Origin of the sequence: Nocardioides sp. NBC_00163, from assembly GCF_045206295.1 — a bacterium.
GTDB lineage: Bacteria > Actinomycetota > Actinomycetes > Propionibacteriales > Nocardioidaceae > Nocardioides.
Genome location: NZ_CP108155.1, coordinates 4,311,204 through 4,327,454, shown reverse-complemented (window position 1 = coordinate 4,327,454; position 16,251 = coordinate 4,311,204). Strand labels below are relative to the sequence as shown.

Sequence of the window (16,251 nt, the reverse complement as noted above, 5' to 3'; positions counted from 1 at the left end):
CTGAAGAAGTAACCAGTTTGAAGGATGCCCCCGACCACGAGGTCGGGCAGTGTCGGCAAACAGTGCCGACGAAGACAATGGCCATCGAGACGCGAACGGGTGCGAACACATGCCAACCAAGCCAGGCCGGCGCCGGCGGATCGCGATCGCGGGTGGGCTGGCTCTGCTGCTGGTCGCCATGACCTGGTTCCTGTGGCCCGACTCGGACCAGGCGAGCAACGTCGGCTCCGACTCGCTCCCGACGGTCCAGCCACCTGCGAGCGTGTCGCCCTCCCCTTCGGCCGAACCGAGCCCCACGGTCTCGTCGAGCCCGCCGACACCGACCCCCGCGCCGTCGGCGACCCCGGAGCGTACGCAGTCCTCGACCGCCGCCGCGCCGCCGGCCAAGGGCTTCCCCACCCGTGAGTCGGCCGGCCTGCCCGCCGGCTGGAAGCCGAAGCGCACCGCGACCGGAGACTTCTGGATCCGGCATCGCGGGGCGGTCGTGGAGGACCTGCGGATCACCAACGGAGTCATCTACGTCACCGCGCCCGGCGTCACCCTGCGCCGCGTCGAGGCGATCGCCTCGGTCGTGGTCAACGACTACAACGACCAGTGCAGCACCGGGCTGGTGATCGAGGACTCCGACTTCATCCGAAGCAGCGCCCCCACGACCGAGGAGGCCTGGCCGGCGGTCTCCGCGGGCGGCTACACGGTGCGCAACGTCGTCATCGACGGCGTACCCGAGGGACTGCGCGCCTCCAACAAGGAGCGCTGCGGAGGCATCGGCATCCAGGACTCCTTCATCCGGGTCACCTCCCCGGACGTGTGCAGCGACTGGCACGGCGACGGCCTGCAGGGCTACGGCGGCGGCGAGATCAAGGTACGCCGGACGGTCATGATCTTGGACGTCAAGAACGAGTGCCACGGAACCGCCCCGTTCTTCAATCCCACCGATCAGGGCAACGAATCGGTCGACATCGACGGCCTGGTCGTGGCCGGCGGCGGCTACCCGTTCCGCAACGGCATGCCAGGGCCGGTCCGCAACCTCTACGTGGTCGACCAGAGCTGGGTCTTCAGCCCGCTCGACGTCAACTGCTCGGTGGTCACCGAGTGGAGCGCGGCCGTGGTCACGATGGACTCAGCGGGCCAGCCCGTCCCGATCCGCGACCTACCCTGCGAGTGACGTCTGGGGCTGGAAAACCCCCAATAGATACCAAGTTTTGGGGGTGTCTGTGGAGGACGGATCAAACGTAGTGTCGATGCCTTCGGCGGTATCCCATACGAACAGGTGCATTCATGCCCTCCCACAGCATGCCCCCCAGCACGTATCGACGACGGATCGACCGACCTCCCCACGGTCGCCGCAGGACCACCCGGTGGCGGCGTACCGCCTTCGCCAGCGTCCTGGTCACCCTCATCGCCGGCAGCGGCCTCTGGGCGTTCGGCACGGCGACGGCGCACTCGGAGACGGTCAGCCTTCTCCCCGACGACGCGGTCCCCGCGGTCCTGACGGACTCCGACTCCCGGCCGGTCGAGCTCGGGATGCGGTTCCGGACCTCGGAGCCGGTCGAGGCGGTCGCGGTCCAGGTGTACCTGGGCCCGGACAACCACGGCCCGCACCAGGCGACCCTGTGGTCGGGACGGGGCCGCGCGCTCTCCCGCGTCCAGCTCGGCGGCACGGCCGGAGACGGCCTGCGGGCCGCCACGCTCGAGCGGCCGGTACGTCTCGAGCCAGGCCGCTCCTACGTCGTCTCGTACACCGCGCCCGGTGGTCACTATTCGACCGACGAGCACTTCTTCGACCGTTCGATCAGTAACGGTCCGCTGTCGGCGGGCGCGAACGCGGGTGTCTACAACTACCAGCCGGGCGAGTTCCCCCGCTCGACCTACCGCGCCACCAACTACCAGGTCGACATCGTCGTGCGGCCGGCCGGCTCTGGCGAGGCGCCGACGACCTCACCGACTCCGTCCGGCAGTGCATCGCCCTCCAGCGCGCCTCCGTCCCAGAGCTCCAGCCCCTCGACGAGCGTCAGCCCGAGCGCGCCGGCGAGCTCGCCGACAGCTCCGTCGACCTCCCCGAGCTCCCCGACCAGCACTCCGACGACGTCCGCCCCATCGCCGACCTCCGCCCCTCCCGCCGGTGGCTTCCCGACCCGCGCCTCGGCCGGGCTGCCGGACGGCTGGCAGCCGAAGCGGTCGGCGACCGGGACGTACACGATCAGTACGCCGGGGGCCGTCGTCGAGGACCTGCGCGTGACGAACGGAACGATCAACGTCACCGCCAAGAACGTGACCCTGCGCCGGGTGCAGGCGGTCGGCTCGGTGATCGTCAACTTCGCCAGCGCCACCTGCGCGACCGGTCTCGTCATCGAGGACTCCGAGATCGTCCGTGGCTCGGCCCCGACGACGGACGAGGCGTGGCCCGCGGTCACCTCGGGCGGCTACACGGCGCGCAACGTACTCATCGACGGGGTTCCGGAGGGCTTCCGGGCCCAGGGGAAGTCGGCCTGCGGCGGCGTCGCGATCCACGACTCCTACGTACGTGTCGTCTCTCCCGACGTCTGCACCGACTGGCACGGTGACGGCATCCAGGGCTACGGCGGTGGGGCGCTCACCGTCCGGAAGACGGTCATCGACTTCGTCGACACCAACAACTGTGGCGGCACCGCCCCGTTCTTCTACCCCGACCAGGACAACACCTCCGTCGACATCGACGGCCTGATCGTGAGCGGCGGCGGCTACCCCTTCCGGCTCGGCACGCCAGGCACGGTGAGGAACCTGTACGTGGTCGACCGGAGCTGGGTCTTCGGGCCGCTCGACGTCAGATGCAGCCTGGTCAGCCAGTGGCAGGCCGCGACCGCGACGCTGAACTCCGCCGGCCAGCCCGTCGTAGTCCGCAACCTGCCCTGCACGACCTGACGGGATGGGCTGACGGGATGGGCTGACGGGACGGGTCACCCGGGGCGTACGGTCTGCGCGACCTCGCCCTTGGCCTCGGTGTGATCCGGTGGCGCCTTCGCGGATGGTGAGAGTGCGTTCAGCCGGGTGACCGCGCTCGCCAGCCCGAGCACCAGGAAGATCGTGCCCATCGTCATCGGGAAGGCGAACGCGTCGAAGAACGCCAGCCCGGCGAAGCCGGCCGCAGCGGCGCCGATGAGCGCGACGACGAGGTCGCGGGTCTTCGGGTCCTCGCAGGCGCGGTAGACCCGGGAGAGCTGGATGAACGTCGCGATGATGAACGCCGCGAAGAGGAGCACGCCGATGATCCCGACGCTCACCATCATCTGGAGGTACTGGTTGTCGAAGATGCGGTACTTCGGCAGGAACGTCCCCAGCCCGCGCCCGAAGAACGGGTTGCGGTCGACGAAGAACCAGGCCACCCCGTAGCTGTCGGTGCGCGAGGTGACGCTCGGGTCCTCCTCGGCGCCGACGAACATGCCGGTCACCGAGTTGATGATCCGGGGCGCGACCAGGAACACCAGGCCCAGCCCGCCGACCGCGAGTCCCAGCACCATCGCCCGCTGCTTGCGCGACCAGCCGACCATGCAGACCGCGACCGCGATGGCGGCGCCGAGGTAGGCCGACCGGCTCGAGGAGGCGGCGATGATCATGCAGATCAGCACCACCGGGGCCCAGCGGACGAGCGGGTTGAGGTTGCGGTGCTGGAAGCCGACATGGAGCGCGATCGGCACCAGCATCCCCATCAAGGTGCCGTACTCGATCGGGCTCAGGGCGGTCCCGGCGGGACGTACGAGGCCGTTGCGCATCGCCAGCTCGACCGTCGTCACCGGGGTCAGGACAGGGACCGAGATCCGGTCGACGAAGATCTGCCGGAGGAAGAACTGGGCCAGGCCGAGGATCGCGAGGAAGGTGCCGCCCACGACCAGCCGCCACACCAGCACATGGACCCTGGCCATGCTCGGGATGGCGTCGCCGGCGAGCAGCAGCGTGCCCACCCAGGAGACCATCGCGAGGATCGCGACGTCGGCCGGGCTCACCTCGTCGCGGCTGATCGGACGCGACATCGCGATGACATAGGTGACGCCGACGCTGAACAGGAACAGCGCCAAGACGACCCGCATCGGCTGCGGGGGCCGGTCCACCGGCAGCGGCCGGCCGATGCTCAGCAGGACCCAGAGCGCGAAGCTGCCCAGCCCCATCAGCATCGAGACCGACCCGGCGCTGCCCAGCGGCCGGAAGACCAGCCAGGACGGGATCACGAAGAGAGCGAACGTGTAGAGACTCAGCCACGTCACCGCATCGACACCCCGGCGTACGGCCATCGTTCCTGCCTCAGCCGTGGAGGCGCTGGACGATGTGGTCGTCGTCCCGGTCGCTCTGGTCGTCCTGGTCGGGCTCGTCGTCGTAGGCGGCGTCCTGGGCGGCCAGGGACGCGGCCCGCTCCTCGCGGGCCAAGCGGCGGCGCAGCACGATCCCGTCGATCGCATAGACCAGCACCGCGGTCATCGCGAGACCGAGCACGACTGCCATGATCCGCGCCCGAAGCGGGCCGCTGCCGTCGATGGCTGCCGTCTCGTCCAGTGCGAGCGTCCGCGAGCGCAGCCGGGCGTTGCCCTTCGCGTTGACCTCGTCCTGGAGCCTCCCGAGTGTGTCCGGGATCGAGTCCGCGACGAAGTCGAGCGCCTCGATGGCGTTGGCCTCGCTGTCCGCACTGACGTCGATCGCGATCACCGGCCCGCGCGTCGACTCCTCCATCGAGACCGTCACCGCGGCACCCGGGGTGACCTCCGCGATCGCCTCCTGGGCGGGCGCGCTGGTGTAGTAGGCGACCACGACCCGAGCCGGCAGGTCGAGCCCACCAAGCCCCAGGAACGGGTTGCCGCCGGGGCCGACCGCGTTCTTGGAGGGGAGCATCAGGACCAGGCCCCGGGCGGTGTAGGTCGGCGCCACGAAGGCCGATGCGCTCCAGCCGAGCACTCCGGTCAGCAGGACGCCGACCACCGCGAGATACCAACGCCGCCGGATCGCACCGACGAACTCCGACAACACCATGCGGCCGAAGGTACCCATCCAGGATCGGTGCGAGCCGACCTCGCCGACGTCCTACCCGATTTGGGCGATGACCCCGCTGACCTGGGCTGACCTGGCCTCGGCAGACCTAGCGTTCCGACCATGGCGCTGTGGGACCTGCTGCGGGCGATGGTCCGACGATGGCCGATCGTGGTGGTCGGCGCGATCCTCACTCTCGCCGCCGCGAACTACGCGAGCCAGGACCGCAGCGTGTACTGGACGCGTACGGACCTGGTCTTCCTGGCTCCGAAGAACGCGCAGTATCCCAACGCGCTGCGGGCGACCTCCGAGGATCTGGTCATCACCGCCGGCGTGGTCGGCAAGCTCGTCGTCGGCACCCGGGAGATTCCGAAGTTCACCGCCACCGATGCCGGGCTGATCGGGATGGGCGTACGCGAGGGGTGGACCGTCCGGCTGCCCGACACCGGCGGCCAGTGGGCGCCCAACTACACCGACCAGTGGCTGATCATCGAGGTCGTCGGCTCCGACCCGGAGACCGTCCGCGCCCAAAAGGAGCAGCTGGTCGAGGAGATGACGGCCGCGCTCGACCGGGTGCAGGACGAATACCAGGTGGCCCGGGCGTTCCGGATGTCCACCAAGGAGGCGCCCGGCTCGACCGTCGTCTACCCCGTCGGCGGAAGCTCGAAGCGGGCGTTCGCCGTCACGGGGCTGCTCGGCGCCGCGGCCACCCTCTACCTGGTCGTACGCATCGACCCGATCCTGCTGCGGCGCAAGGCGCGCCGCGCCGAGACACCGCCGGAGACCGACCTTGGCTGAGACCCGCCCTCACACCGCCCTCGCCTGGAGCATCGCCAACACGGCGGTGACCAAGCTCGGCACGATGGTCGTCGGCATCCTCGTCGCGCGGCTGCTCGGGCCGGAGAGCTACGGGACGTACGCCGTCGCCTTCCTCGCCCTGATGGCGGTGCTGAGCTTCAACGAGCTCGGCGTGAGCCTCGCGGTGGTGCGCTGGAAGGACGACCCGCGCGAGATCGCGCCGACGGTGACCACGATCTCGGTCGTGGCGAGCCTGCTCATCGCCGCGGCGATGGTGATCGGGGCCGGGCCCTACGCGCGGGCGATGGGTGAACCGGACGCGGCGGTGCTGGTGGCGATGTTCGCCATCCCGGTCGTGCTCAGCGGGATCACCGCGACGCCCGCCGCGCTGCTGCAGCGCAACCTGATGCAGGGCAAGCGGATGCTCATCGACCAGATGGCCACGATCGTGGCGGTCCCGGTCATGCTCGGGCTCGCGTTGGCCGGCGCCGGTCCGTACTCCCTGGTCATCGGTCATCTTCTCGGCGTATCCGTCACCACCGTGATGTTCCTGCGGATGTCACCGCTGCCGTGGCGGATGGGGCTCTCTCGTGCCCACGCGGTCACGCTGCTTCGCTTCGGCGCCCCGCTGGCGGTGACCAGCATCCTGGTCTTCGCGGTCGGGTTCGCCGACCAGATCGTCATCGGCAGCATGCTGGGAGCGACCGCGCTCGGGTTCTACGTGGTCGCCTTCAACCTCTCCAGCTGGCCGGTCACGATGCTGTCGCGACCGTTGCGGCAGGTCACACCGGTGATCTTCGCCCGGCTGCAGCGCGACCCGGCAGGGATGCGGCACGCCTTCACTCGCCTCTCCGCGCTGGTGCTGACCGTGACGCTCCCGGGCTGCTCGGCGCTGGCCGCACTGGCGCCGGAGGTGATCGGCCTCGTCTACGGCGACGTCTGGCAGGCTGCCGCGGCACCGCTCCTCTGGCTCGGCGCGCTGGCCGTGCTGCGGATCTCCTTCGAGCTCGCCTACGACTTCCTGGTCATCGCCGGCTCGACGCGCAGCCTGATGACGATCCAGATCGTCTGGCTGATCGCCCTGGTGCCGGCGTTGCTGGCAGGGGCGGCATGGGACGGCGTCGGCGGGGTCGGCCTGGCCACGTTCGCGGTCGGCCTCGTCGTCATCCTGCCGCTGCACCTCTTCTATCTCGCGCGGGCCGGGGTCGGGCTCGGCGGCCTCGCCGCCGGAGCCGCCCTGCCGGCTATCGGCGCGCTCGCCGTCTGGGCCGCGGCCGTCGGGATGCGCTTCGCGCAGCCGTCGGTCTGGGTGACCTGCGCGGTCACCGGTCTGGTGCTCGCCGCCGTGTGGGCGGTGCTGCTGCGACGCCGACGCGAGGACGTGCGCTGGTTCCGCTCCGGTGCCGGCTCCCCCACCCCGAGTGAGCCCTCCACGACCCTGAACGAGGACGTCCATGTCTGACCGTCTCGACGACAACCACGACACCCTGGAGGAGATGTACGCCGCCGCCGCAGCAGCCGCGAGGCGACGGCCGCGGCGCGCGGCCGCCCTGGCCCAGGCCGCGGCCGAGTTCGCCTGGGGCAACCACACCGGCTGGTTCGCGTACGAGCCCCTCGAGCTGCTGCTCACCGAACTGGGCCGCTCGCTCCCGTCCGTGCCCGTGCCGACCCGGCCGCGGCGCACCCTGCACGTGGTCACGCAGATGTACCAGAGCGGCGGGCACACCCAGATCATCGCCGGCTGGACCGACCAGCTCGCCGACCGCTCCCACGAGATCGTCGCCACCCGGCAGATGACCTCGCCCGTGCCGGCCAAGATCGCCTCCCGGCTCGGGGACCGGGTCGGCCTGACCATGCTCGACACCACACCCGGGAGCCTGCTCCACCGCGCCGCCCGGCTGCGTGCGCTCGCCTCGACCGCCGACCTGGTGGTCTCCCACTGCCACCCCTTCGACGTGGTCCCCGCGCTCGCCTTCGCCGACCGCCGGGACCTGCCGCCCGTGGTCTACATCGACAACACCGACCACGTCTTCTGGGTCGGCGTGCGGGCCTACGACCGGGTCGTCCACCTGCGCCGCAGCGGCCAGGACCTCGCCCAGCACCGTCGCGGCCTGCCGATGGAGCGGTCGATCGTGCGCAACCGGCCGCTGTCCGTCCGCGGCCGGACCAAGCGTCGCGAGACCGCGAAACCGCAGTGGCACGTACGCGCCTCCGACGTGCTGGTCGTCACCGCGGCCGACTCGAGCAAGTTCCAAGGCGGCGACACCTTCCTGGCGGCCGTCGAGGCGGCGGTGGCCGCCGAGCCCCGCCTGCAGTGGCGGGTCGCCGGCCCCAACCCGGAGTCGGAGCCGTGGGCCGGGTTGGCGCGGCGTACGTCCGGACGGATCCAGGCCGTCGGCATGCTCCCCGACGTGGCCCCGCTCCACCACGCGGCTGACGTCTACCTCGACTCGTTCCCGTTCGCCGGGCTCACCTCGCTGCTCGAGTCCGGCGGCCTCGGCAACCCCGTCGTCACCTTCCGCGGCCACCGGCCCGAGTGCGCCGTGTGGGGCTCCGACTCTCCCGGGATCGACCACCTGATGCTGCGCCCGAACAGCGCCGACCAGCTGCGCGACACCCTCCTCGACCTGGTACGCCGGCCACGTGAGCGGGTCTCGCGCGGCAGCGCGACCGCCCAGGCGATCCTCGAGTGCCACACCGGCCCCGGCTGGGTCGCGGACGCCGAGTCGCTCTACCTCACGCCGCAGCGGCTCGGCGACGACCTGCTCGCCCCCGTCCGCGGCCGCGGCCACCTCGACCTGCTCACCGTCTCCGTCCAGGCGACCAACCCGTTCAGCCGCACCGGCGCCGACATCACCGCCGGCCTCCTCGGCGCGATGCCTCTCACCGACCGCATCTCCATGTGGCGTCAGACCCGCCGCGGCGGCGCCGGCCGCGTCCGCGACCTCGCCCCCGAGTGGGCCGCTGCTGCGGTTCGCGCGCGGCTGCGCCGCCGGCCGGCAGGAATACCCGGTTAACCGGGTATCCCTGCACTTCTCTGGCAATGCAACACCTGAGAAGTGCAGGGATTGCCTGAGCGCTGTGACACGTGTGGCTGCGGTGACTGCCGGCGCCGCTCAGCGCGGGCGGCGGAGACTCCCCTCAGGCGCTCCTCGGCACCTGCGCGGTCATGGCAGACTCGAGGAATGCGCGGATCCGAGCGGCCAGGCGTACGGGATCCTGCAGATCGGCCCACGAGATCCGCATGCACCGCCATCCGGTCGCCTCGGCAATCCGCTCTTGGCGGCGCTTCTCGCGGAGAACCACGTCAGTCGCTGTCTCCCCCACCCGATAGGGCCGCTCGTACTTGACCTTGCCGTCGATCTCGAACCAGACGCCGAACTCTGGAAGCGCGAAGTCGAGGCGCCGAGTCTTCCCCTCAGAGTCCGTCACCTCGTATTGCGGGATCGGCATCGGCAGGCTCTGCAGCCACGCAACCCCGACGAACAACGACTCAGCGAGGGACTCGATGCGTGGGTCAGCAAGCCGCAGCACGGCCTGGGTCGAAAGCGAGTTCGGCCACTGCTCCATCGAGAGCTCATAGCGTGCCTTCACACGCTCGAGGGTCGTGATCTTCCGATGTAGGAGATCGTTGACGACGCCAAGAGCCGCGACCATGGGAGCCACGGTCGTCACCTCCACGGCCGTTCGCTCCGGCGAGGTCAGCAGAAGCCCGTTCTCCGTCACGACATCCGCGTCGAGAAGCTTCCCGCTGTGTTGACGTACGCCAGCCTCGCGCCGGCCGGTGCGATGGTCTGGACGACTCAGGTGCACCTCTGCGAGATCCAGACCCCACAGCGGCCCATCACGGAAGGGAACGGCCGAGACGTGGGATAGGACCACGTCGGTCTTCGACTGCCGGTACGCCGCACGGCAGCGGACCGCGTACCGATCCTCCTCCGAAAGCCCGTCCCAGAGACTCCCATCCACGTAGGCGCCGCGCCGTGGCCTCGCGAGCGCGCCCGTACGTAGTGCCTGCGCCAGAGACCTGTCGCTGTGCCCGTTGTCGAGCAGCTCCTTGCGAAGGGCGATCGGAGTGAGTCGAGAATCGTCGAATGAGAGTGTCATGCTCTGCATCCTGCCGACTGCCACCGACATTTTCAGTCGCGCATGTTTCCGCGCATTGCCCTGCGCACGGCTGATTTCGGCTGACTTCTCTGGCATTTCCTGCACTTCTCTGGCATTGCATTGCCTGAGAAGTGCAGGGATACCCGGTTAACCGGGTATCCCTGCGCCCCCTCACCCCACAAAGAACGGCCGGTTGCGCGGACGGCTCCACAGCGGCGCGAGAGCGGCCGGGTCGGGGCCGAGGAGGAGCCAGAGGCCGGTGTCGCGGGCGAGACCGACGACGTAGGGGCCGGTGGCGGTGGCGGCGAGGGGGGCGATCTCCTCGGGGCGTAGGCCGGAGACGAGGAGGAGCCGGTCGGGGGTGGTGGCGGCGACGGCGGCGACGACACCGGGCCAGCGGAGGGTGGCGGCGGAGAAGGCGAGGCCGTTGCGCTCGAGTCCCTCGGCCTCGCCGACGGTGCCGTCGCGGGAGGGGTCGATGACGCGGATCGAGGAGCTGCCGGCGAGCCGGGCGACGTCGTCGACGAGCAGCCGGATGTCGGCGAGCACCACCTGGCGAGCGCGCCCACGAGCATGGTCCCGGTCCTGCGGGACCCCGCGCAGCGAGCGCGTCACCCGGCGAGCACGGGCGGACTCGCCCCAGAACGTACGCGCGCCCCGGGCGCGCCGGACGGGCCAGGACGTGGTCCCGGCACCGTGCTCACCGGCCACGATTCCGCACGTGGTGCGGACGGGCATCAGGCTCGCGTAGGTGCGGCCGACGCTGCGATGCGCGACGTCGAGGCGGGCGAGGTTGGTGGTCATGCTGTTGTGGGTCAGCGGGACGTCGACGGCGGCGGCGCGGCGGCCGGAGGCGCGCATGCGGAGGCAGTACTCCACGGCGTACGCGTGCCAGGCCAGGTCGGGCGACTCCGAGAGCGGCTCGCGCAGCACCTGTGAGCGGGTGACCATGAAGAGCACCTCGTCGAGCGAGTCGACGTCGACCGGGACCGAGGTGGAGCGGCCGAGCGGGACGACCCGGTCACGCACCGCGCCGATGACCTCGCCGCGGTGGTCGACCCCGACCGCACCCAGGACGCCGATCGCCTGGTCGGCGAGGAGGGTCGCGGCGGCGGCCTCCAGCGCGGGCAGCGAGTGCAGATAGACGTCCTGGTGGACGAAGACGACGACCTCGTTGCGTGCCATCCGGGCGCCGTGGTTGAGCGCCGCACCGGCGCTCGCGAACGCATTCGAGACGTTGTCGACGGGGATCACCTCGGTCTGCGGCGATGCGCCCGGACCGGCCTTGACGGAGGTCGCCAGGCACGACTCCAGCACCGCCGGGTTGTTGTAGACGCAGACGATCGAGACCGGTGTACGCACCTCACCCATGCCTCACCGCCGCGGTGAGCACCTCGGCGACGTACTCCTGCTGCTCCGGGCTCAGGTGCGGGAACATCGGCAGCGACAAGATCTCGCCCGCCGCCCGCTCCGCGACCGGGAAGGAGCCCTCGCCGAACCCCAGCGAGGCGTACGCAGCAGTCAGATGCACCGGGAACGGATAGTGGATCCCGGTGCCGATCCCAGCCTCCAGCAGGGCCGCGAGCACCCGGTCACGGTCACCGACCCGAACGACATAGAGATGCCAGACGTCGACGTTTCCCGGCGCGGACGAAGGCAGCCGAACGCCGGGCACGCCGTCGAGCAGAGCGTGGTAGCGGTCGGCGGCCTGCCGGCGCAGCTCGTTCCACTTCTCCAGCCGCGCCAGCTTCGCAGACAGAACGACGGCTTGGATCGTGTCCAGGCGGGAGTTCATCCCGACGACCTCGTGGACGTACTTCGTCTCCGAGCCGTGGGCCGCGAGCAGCCGTACCATTCGCGCGATCTCCGGGTCGGAGGTCGTCACCGCGCCGGCGTCGCCGGCCGCGCCGAGGTTCTTGCCGGGGTAGAAGCTGGTCGCCGCGACAGTCGCGAGCGAGCCGCCAGAGCGACCGTTCCGGCGAGCGCCCTGCGCTTGCGCGGCGTCCTCGATCACCGGGATACCCACCGCGGACGCGATCGGGAGCAGCTGCTCCACGAACGCGGTCTGCCCGAACAGGTGCACCGGCACGATCGCCTGCGTACGCGGCGTAAGCGAACGCTCGACCGCGGCCGGGTCGATCAACAGGTGCGACTCGTCGACGTCGACGGGCACCGGTACGGCCCCGATCCGGCTGGCCGCCTCGGCGGTCGCGATGAAGGTGTTGGCGGGCACGATCACCTCGCCACCGGGCCGCACTCCGACGGCCCGCATCGCGAGCTCGAGCGCGTCGGTCCCGTTGCCGACGCCGACGCAGTGGTCGGCACCGACGAAGGCCGCGTACGCGTTCTCGAACGAGGTCACCTCCGGCCCGCCCACGAAGCCGGTGCGCTCGAAGACGCGGTCCAGCCCGAGGCGTACCTCGTCATCTATCTCCGACTGCTGCGACCCGAGGTCGACGAGCGGCACCTTCACCAGATCAGCTCCTGACGTGAATTGAGACGGCGGGCGGGCACTCCGGCCCAGGTCTCCCCGGCGGGCAGGTCGTTGAGCAGGACCGCTCCCATGCCGAGGACGGAGTCGGCTCCGACGGTGGTGCGCTGACGCACCGAGGAGCTCATCCCGAGGTAGGCGGCCTCACCGATCACGACCTCGCCGCCGAGGGTCACCCCGGCGCAGATGGTCGCGTAGTCGCCGACGATGTCGTCGTGGGTGAGGACCGCATTGGGCATCGCGACGACATGGCGCCCGACGCGTACGCCGGCGGTCAGCACGACCCCGGCGAGCAGCACGGTCCCGACACCGAGCTCGCAGCCGGCCGGCACCGAGGCGTTGGGATGGACGATGGTCGCGTAGCGCTCCGGCGCCACCCCGTAGCCGATCAGCCGGTTGTAGAGGCGTCGGCGCGTCGACCCGGCCCCGGCGCAGATGACCAGGTCGTCACCGCAGTCGGTGGCGACCTCGACGGGCCCGATGACCTTGACTCCGCCGGTCCCATCGACCGAGCCGATCATCTGGCCCCAGCACTCGCGGTCGTCGTCGACGGCGACGATCTCGTCGTACTCCGCCGCCGCCGCGACCTCCCCTGCGAGCCCACTGGCCGCCACGAGAACGAGCGTGGTCATCGACGTGCTCCCCCCTGCCGGAGTACGTCGATGACCCGCGCCTGCTCCGAGTCCGAGATCTGGTGGAAGAGCGGCAGGATGAGCGTGTTGTCGGTGAGGTGCTCGGTGGCCGGCAGGCTGAGCGACGGCGAGGCGTACGCAGGCTGCCGGTGCGACGCCATGATCCCGCGTCGCGCGGAGATCCCGGCCTCGGCCAGGGCGCTCAGCAGCCCCTCGCGGTCCAGCCCATAGGGGTATCCCACCTCGATCCAGAACGACTGGAAGTTGGAGGTGCCCCAGGCCGGGTCGGCCACGGCCCGCAGCCCGCCGATCTCGGCGACCGACTTCGCGTAGACCGCGGCCAGCTCGCGGCGCCGGGTGACCACCTCCGGCAACCGCGACAGCTGCACCAGCCCGACCGCGGCCTGCAGGTCGGTCATCCGGAAGTTGAAGCCGACCTCGTCGTAGGACTCCGGCGGCGAGACCAGGCTGGCGTGCCGATCGGTGGCGGAGACGCTCATCGCGTGCTCGCGCAGCCTGCGCGCCCGCTCGGCAAGGTCAGCGCGCGAGGTGGTGAGCATCCCGCCCTCGCCGGTGGTGAGGATCTTGCGCGGGTGGAAGGACCAGGCAGCGATCTCCGCTCCCGCGCCCACGGGACGACCTCGGTAGGTCGAGCCGGCACCGCAGGCGGCGTCCTCGATGACCATGATGTCGCGCGGGTCGCAGACCTCCCGGATCGCGTCCAGGTCGACCGGCACCCCGCCCTGGTCGACCACGATCACCGCGGTCGTCCGCGGCGTGAGGGCCTCCCGGACCGTCTCGGCGGTGAGGTTCCCGGTGACCGGTGACACGTCCGCGAAGACCGGCCGGGCGCCGACGTAGACCGCGGCGTTGGCGGTCGCGATGAACGAGAAGGACGGGACGACGACGTCGTCCCCGGGGCTCACTCCCGCCACGACCAGCGCCAGGTGGAGCGCCGTGGTGCAGCTCGAGGTGGCGACCGCGTGAGCAGCCTGCTGCGAGGCGGCGAAGCGGCGCTCGAACTCGGCCACGCGCGGCCCCTGGGCGACCCAGCCGGAGCGGAGCACCTCGGCGACCGCCTCGACCTCCTCCTCGCCCAGCCACGGCTGCATGACGTTGACCCTGCTCACGACGTACCTCCGCTGAGCTCGCGCCCGGCCGCGATCTCGGAGCGCAGCGGCGCCCACCACTCGACGAGCTGTCGCAGACCCTCCTCGAGCCCGATCGTCGGGGACCAGCCCAGGTCCTCGCGGGCCGCGGAGATGGAGGCGAGGCGGCGGGTGACCCCGTTGACCGCGCGCTCAGGACCGTGCTCGACGCCGAGCGGGGAGTCCATGGCCCGCAGCAGCGCCTCGGCCAGCTCCAGCAGCGAGGTCTCGGTGCCGGAGGCGATGTTGTAGACGCCCTCGTTCACCTCGGAGGCGGCCGCCAGGATGTTGGCGCGGGCGATGTCGGGGACGCAGACGAAGTCCATCGTTTGGCGCCCGTCGCCGAAGATCAGCGGCAGCTTGCCGTCAGCGATCCGCTCCATCCACCGCACCAGCACCTCGGTGTAGGCGCCGTGGACGTCCATCCGGGGTCCGTAGACGTTGAAGTAGCGCAGCCCGACGTAGTCGAGCCCGTGCATCGCCCGGAAGGACCGCACCAAGCCCTCGTTGTAGGACTTCGCGGCCCCGTAGAGGGTGTCGTTGTTGTTGTGGTGGTGCCCCTCCGGCGTCGGGAACTCCTCGGCGAGCCCGAAGACCGAGGCCGAGGAGGCGTAGATCAGCTTGTCCACCCGTGCCTGCACGGCGGCCTCGACCACGTTGAAGGTGCCGTCGACGAGCACCTCGTTGGCCAGCCGCGGCTCCTCGGCGCACAGCGTGATCCGGATGGCGGCCTGGTGGAAGACCAGGTCCTTGCCTGCGGTGAGGTCACCGACCAGGTCCCGGTCACGGATGTCGCCCTCCACCAGCCGTACGCGACCGGTGGCGAGGGCGTCGTCGAGGTTGGCCTTGCGACCCCGGATCAGGCTGTCGAGCACGTCCACGTGCGCGGCCCCCGCGTCGAGGAGCTGGTCCACGATGGTGGAGGCGATCGTGCCCGCACCTCCGGTGACCAGGACGTTCGCGCCATTCAGTTTCGTGAGGTCGGGAGAGGTCATCGGATCAGCTCCAGGGTTGGTGTCTCGGCGGCCACCTCGACGAGGGCGCCACGGGCTCGGAGGCTGGTCTGGGCCGCCTCCAGGACGGAGAGGACACGGAGCCCGGCGGCCCCGTCGGTGCGCGGCGTACGTCCTTGCCGGATCGCCTCGGCGAACTCGCCGACCATCCGCCCGAGCGCCTCGTACTCGGGCAGCGCGGGCGCCCAGGTGTCGCCCAGCCGGTAGGAGATGGTCGCGGCGGCGCGGTCGGCGATGTCCACGCTCTGCTGGACCAGGTCGACGCCGCGGTCGAAGACGCTGAGCCGCTGTTGCGGGTTGAGGTCGTCCCAGACCAACGTACGCCGGCTCCCGCCGATCACCATCTGCCTGATCTTGGTGGGGCTGAGCCAGTTGACGTGGACGTGGGCCATCGCCCCGCCCTCCAGCGGCAGGGTCAGGTAGCCGACGCAGGACTTGCCGGCCCTGAGGGGGTCGGCGCCGTGCGCGGCGACCCCGGTGGGGCGTAGCCCGCCGGGCAGGATGAAGTCGAGGATGGAGAGGTCGTGCGGGGCCAGGTCCCAGAAGACGTCGACGTCGGGCTGCACCAGCCCGAGGTTGATCCGCACCGAGTCGACGAACAGGATCTCGCCGAGCGACCCGTCCTCGATCAGCTCGCGGATCTTCTGCACGACCGGCGTGTAGCAGTAGGTGTGGTCGGCCATCAGCACGAGATCGTTGGCACGCGCGGCCTCGACCATGCTCCGCCCGGACCCCACGTCGTCGGCCAGCGGCTTCTCGACGAGCACGTGCTTCCCGGCCCGCAGCGCCCGCTCGACGAGCTGCCGATGCGTGCCCGCGGGCGTCGCGATCGCGACCGCGTCCACGTCCTCGCGCGCGAGCACCTCGTCGAGGTCGGTCGTGGCCAGCACGTCCGTGCCGCCGCCGATCACCTCCTGGGCCCGCGCGAGGTCCAGGTCGACCACCGCGACCAGCGACCAGTCCCGTGCGCTGCGGAAGTTGCGGACCAGGTTCGGTCCCCAGTAACCGGCCCCGACCACTGCCACGCCGAGCGGATCCCCATCAGTCATGTCGACCATGAAATCCGCGTG

Annotated in this window: 14 protein-coding genes; 5 read left to right on the top strand and 9 right to left on the bottom strand. The window is 70.8% G+C overall.

The window, feature by feature from the left end:
- The first annotated feature begins 109 nt into the window (after positions 1 to 109).
- Positions 110 to 1,165: a hypothetical protein gene (locus tag OG801_RS20690; protein ID WP_406031006.1), complete on the top strand. Its 1,056-nt coding sequence runs from the start codon at positions 110 to 112 to the stop codon at positions 1,163 to 1,165.
- 128 nt (positions 1,166 to 1,293) lie between these two features.
- Positions 1,294 to 2,901 carry a DUF4082 domain-containing protein gene (locus tag OG801_RS20685; protein WP_406031004.1) on the top strand — a complete coding sequence of 536 codons (1,608 nt, stop codon included), beginning with the start codon at positions 1,294 to 1,296 and terminating at the stop codon, positions 2,899 to 2,901.
- A 35-nt stretch (positions 2,902 to 2,936) separates the two neighbouring features.
- Here the strand turns inward: OG801_RS20685 and OG801_RS20680 are convergent, their stop codons facing one another.
- Both OG801_RS20680 and OG801_RS20675 read right to left on the bottom strand, forming a co-directional pair.
- A complete protein-coding gene (locus tag OG801_RS20680; RefSeq protein WP_406031002.1) occupies positions 2,937 to 4,265 on the bottom strand; it encodes an O-antigen ligase family protein in 1,329 nt (442 codons plus the stop codon).
- 10 nt (positions 4,266 to 4,275) lie between these two features.
- Positions 4,276 to 4,995: a hypothetical protein gene (locus tag OG801_RS20675; protein ID WP_355020366.1), complete on the bottom strand. Its 720-nt coding sequence runs from the start codon at positions 4,993 to 4,995 to the stop codon at positions 4,276 to 4,278.
- Between the two features lie 120 nt (positions 4,996 to 5,115).
- On the opposite strand from OG801_RS20675, the gene OG801_RS20670 reads away from it, so the two are divergent.
- From OG801_RS20670 to OG801_RS20660, 3 genes are read left to right on the top strand one after another with little or no spacing between them, the layout of a single operon-like run.
- The gene (locus OG801_RS20670; RefSeq protein WP_406031000.1) at positions 5,116 to 5,790 is read left to right on the top strand and encodes a hypothetical protein; all 675 of its coding nucleotides are present in this window, start codon (positions 5,116 to 5,118) and stop codon (positions 5,788 to 5,790) included.
- Positions 5,783 to 7,252: an oligosaccharide flippase family protein gene (locus OG801_RS20665; protein WP_406030998.1), complete on the top strand. Its 1,470-nt coding sequence runs from the start codon at positions 5,783 to 5,785 to the stop codon at positions 7,250 to 7,252. The genes OG801_RS20670 and OG801_RS20665 overlap by 8 nt, the downstream gene beginning before the upstream one ends.
- On the top strand, positions 7,245 to 8,807 hold the full coding sequence (locus OG801_RS20660; protein ID WP_406030996.1) for a glycosyltransferase: 1,563 nt from the start codon (positions 7,245 to 7,247) through the stop codon (positions 8,805 to 8,807). Before OG801_RS20665 ends, OG801_RS20660 begins: the two co-directional genes overlap by 8 nt.
- 124 nt (positions 8,808 to 8,931) lie before the next feature.
- Here OG801_RS20660 and OG801_RS20655 read toward each other — a convergent pair whose 3' ends face one another.
- The 7 genes from OG801_RS20655 to OG801_RS20625 form a co-directional block, all read right to left on the bottom strand.
- Positions 8,932 to 9,897: a hypothetical protein gene (locus OG801_RS20655; RefSeq protein ID WP_406030994.1), complete on the bottom strand. Its 966-nt coding sequence runs from the start codon at positions 9,895 to 9,897 to the stop codon at positions 8,932 to 8,934.
- Between the two features lie 171 nt (positions 9,898 to 10,068).
- Positions 10,069 to 11,268 carry a glycosyltransferase gene (locus tag OG801_RS20650; RefSeq protein WP_406030992.1) on the bottom strand — a complete coding sequence of 400 codons (1,200 nt, stop codon included), beginning with the start codon at positions 11,266 to 11,268 and terminating at the stop codon, positions 10,069 to 10,071.
- The gene (locus OG801_RS20645; protein ID WP_406030990.1) at positions 11,261 to 12,370 is read right to left on the bottom strand and encodes a DegT/DnrJ/EryC1/StrS family aminotransferase; all 1,110 of its coding nucleotides are present in this window, start codon (positions 12,368 to 12,370) and stop codon (positions 11,261 to 11,263) included. The genes OG801_RS20650 and OG801_RS20645 overlap by 8 nt, the downstream gene beginning before the upstream one ends.
- Positions 12,367 to 13,020 carry an acetyltransferase gene (locus OG801_RS20640; protein ID WP_355020359.1) on the bottom strand — a complete coding sequence of 218 codons (654 nt, stop codon included), beginning with the start codon at positions 13,018 to 13,020 and terminating at the stop codon, positions 12,367 to 12,369. Before OG801_RS20640 ends, OG801_RS20645 begins: the two co-directional genes overlap by 4 nt.
- On the bottom strand, positions 13,017 to 14,150 hold the full coding sequence (locus OG801_RS20635) for a DegT/DnrJ/EryC1/StrS family aminotransferase (protein ID WP_406030988.1): 1,134 nt from the start codon (positions 14,148 to 14,150) through the stop codon (positions 13,017 to 13,019). Before OG801_RS20635 ends, OG801_RS20640 begins: the two co-directional genes overlap by 4 nt.
- Positions 14,147 to 15,163, bottom strand: coding sequence for an NAD-dependent epimerase/dehydratase family protein (locus OG801_RS20630; protein WP_406030987.1), 1,017 nt, complete (start codon positions 15,161 to 15,163; stop codon positions 14,147 to 14,149). The genes OG801_RS20635 and OG801_RS20630 overlap by 4 nt, the downstream gene beginning before the upstream one ends.
- Positions 15,160 to 16,230, bottom strand: a complete 1,071-nt coding sequence (locus tag OG801_RS20625; RefSeq protein ID WP_406030985.1) for a Gfo/Idh/MocA family protein — start codon at positions 16,228 to 16,230, stop codon at positions 15,160 to 15,162. Before OG801_RS20625 ends, OG801_RS20630 begins: the two co-directional genes overlap by 4 nt.
- Positions 16,231 to 16,251 lie beyond the last annotated feature (21 nt).

What these genes read in the sequence shown, in the direction of transcription:
- OG801_RS20690 (WP_406031006.1), top strand. Translation starts at nt 110, where the DNA reads ATGCCAACCAAGCCAGGCCGGCGCCGGCGGATCGCGATCGCGGGTGGG.
- OG801_RS20685 (WP_406031004.1), top strand. Translation starts at nt 1,294, where the DNA reads ATGCCCCCCAGCACGTATCGACGACGGATCGACCGACCTCCCCACGGT.
- OG801_RS20680 (WP_406031002.1), bottom strand. Translation starts at nt 4,265, where the DNA reads ATGGCCGTACGCCGGGGTGTCGATGCGGTGACGTGGCTGAGTCTCTAC.
- OG801_RS20675 (WP_355020366.1), bottom strand. Translation starts at nt 4,995, where the DNA reads ATGGTGTTGTCGGAGTTCGTCGGTGCGATCCGGCGGCGTTGGTATCTC.
- OG801_RS20670 (WP_406031000.1), top strand. Translation starts at nt 5,116, where the DNA reads ATGGCGCTGTGGGACCTGCTGCGGGCGATGGTCCGACGATGGCCGATC.
- OG801_RS20660 (WP_406030996.1), top strand. Translation starts at nt 7,245, where the DNA reads ATGTCTGACCGTCTCGACGACAACCACGACACCCTGGAGGAGATGTAC.
- OG801_RS20655 (WP_406030994.1), bottom strand. Translation starts at nt 9,897, where the DNA reads ATGACACTCTCATTCGACGATTCTCGACTCACTCCGATCGCCCTTCGC.
- OG801_RS20650 (WP_406030992.1), bottom strand. Translation starts at nt 11,268, where the DNA reads ATGGGTGAGGTGCGTACACCGGTCTCGATCGTCTGCGTCTACAACAAC.
- OG801_RS20640 (WP_355020359.1), bottom strand. Translation starts at nt 13,020, where the DNA reads ATGACCACGCTCGTTCTCGTGGCGGCCAGTGGGCTCGCAGGGGAGGTC.
- OG801_RS20630 (WP_406030987.1), bottom strand. Translation starts at nt 15,163, where the DNA reads ATGACCTCTCCCGACCTCACGAAACTGAATGGCGCGAACGTCCTGGTC.
- OG801_RS20625 (WP_406030985.1), bottom strand. Translation starts at nt 16,230, where the DNA reads ATGACTGATGGGGATCCGCTCGGCGTGGCAGTGGTCGGGGCCGGTTAC.